Below are 1,579 nucleotides of genomic sequence, written 5' to 3' on the forward strand. Positions count from 1 at the left end.
CCGATATCGGCCAGGTCAACCGCGGCGCCGCCGAAACCGGCTCGGCCTCGGAGGAGGTGCTGCACTCGGCCAAGACGCTGTCGTCCGAAAGCACCCGCCTGCGCGCCGAGCTCGATCGCTTCATGGGCAATATCAGAGCGGCGTAGGGCTCCGTGCGATAGGCCACTGTTGTCGCCGCATCCTCCGCCGTCGTCCCGGACAAGCGCGCCCTCAGGCGCGCGTAGATCCGGGACCCATACTCCCAGGCAGTGATTGTAGAGCGACGCTGGTCACTCCGAGTCTTCGTCAAACCACTCCATGTGGCTATGGGTCCCGGATCTGCGCTACGCTCTGCTGCGCTTGTCCGGGACGACAGCGGAATGCGCTTCTTCCCCGCGTCACCTAACCGCCGGCCAGGGTGCCACAAATTTACCACAGCTTATCCTTTGCCCCGTAACGTGCCGGGGAGTCGGAGAGCGGGCTGCTCTCGGGCTGCGCCTGGTTTTCCGCGAATGGAATGGGGTGGGGGAATGTCGGTTACGTCCAAGTCGAACTCGTCGAAGCTGCCAACTTTGCGGTTTCGCGCAAAAATCATCCTCGGCTTCGTGGCGGTGCTAGCCATCCTCGCCGTCAGCATGGCTTTCGCCTATTTCGGCTTCGAGCGGATTGCCGGCGCCGTCGCCTCCTATCGCACCAGCGTCTCGGAAGCCGACCTCGCGCGGACGGTCGATCGCGAACTGATCGCCTATCAAGGACTGGCACGAGCCTATACCCTGACGGGGGCGGCGGATGACGAGACCGCAGCCAAGGCTGCCGAAGAAAACCTGAAAAACGCCATCGCCAAGTCGATGTCCGCCACGACCGGCGCCGCGCGCCGCGAGCAGGTCGGCAAGCTCGAGGCCGAATTCCAGCGCTTCACCAAGGTGTTCGGGGAGATCATCACCCTGACGCGCGAGAACAACAAGATCGCGGCCGATGAGCTCAACAGCGTCGGCAACAAGATCCGGTTCAAGTTCGACGATCTCGCCGATACTGCCGCGCTGGCTGGGCTGGCATCGGTCCAGACCACGGCCAAGGACATCACCTCGCAATATCTGGCGGTCTCCACCTCGGTCAGCGCCTTCGTCGCCAAGCCGGAGCCGAAGACCGCCGATGGCGTGATCGCGCGCGTCAAATTCCTGGAGACCCTGCTGGTCTCGATCTATGCCAACGACCAGAAGATCACTGACCGCGTCACCGAGATCGGCAACCTCCTGAAGCAATACCGCACCTCCTTCACGAAGCTGTCGGAGAACGTGAAGATCATCGTCAAGCTGAACGGCGAGATGACCAAGACGGCGGCGGGCATCCTCAAGCTCTCGGGCGAGCTGCGGTCGGACCTGACTGCCGATCAGCAGCGCATCGAAGCGAGCGCCAATGAGACCATCGGAGAGACTGAGCGGCTGATGCTGATGATGGCGCTCGGCGGCCTCGCCATCGGGGCTGTACTCGCCCTGATGCTCGGCAACGGCATCTCGCGTCCGATGATCGCGATGTGCAAGGCGATGCGTGAGCTGGCCTCGGGCAATTTCGACGTCGTGCTGCCGGGTCTCGGCCGCAA

1 pseudogene is annotated in these 1,579 nt (G+C 63.4%); it reads left to right on the forward strand.

Features of this window, described 5'->3' with window-relative positions:
* Positions 1-509 precede the first annotated feature (509 nt).
* Positions 510-1,579: pseudogene (locus XH84_RS31825) on the forward strand (methyl-accepting chemotaxis protein); the annotation flags it as partial.

The organism is Bradyrhizobium nanningense (assembly GCF_004114535.1).
GTDB classification, from domain to species: Bacteria; Pseudomonadota; Alphaproteobacteria; order Rhizobiales; family Xanthobacteraceae; genus Bradyrhizobium; species Bradyrhizobium nanningense.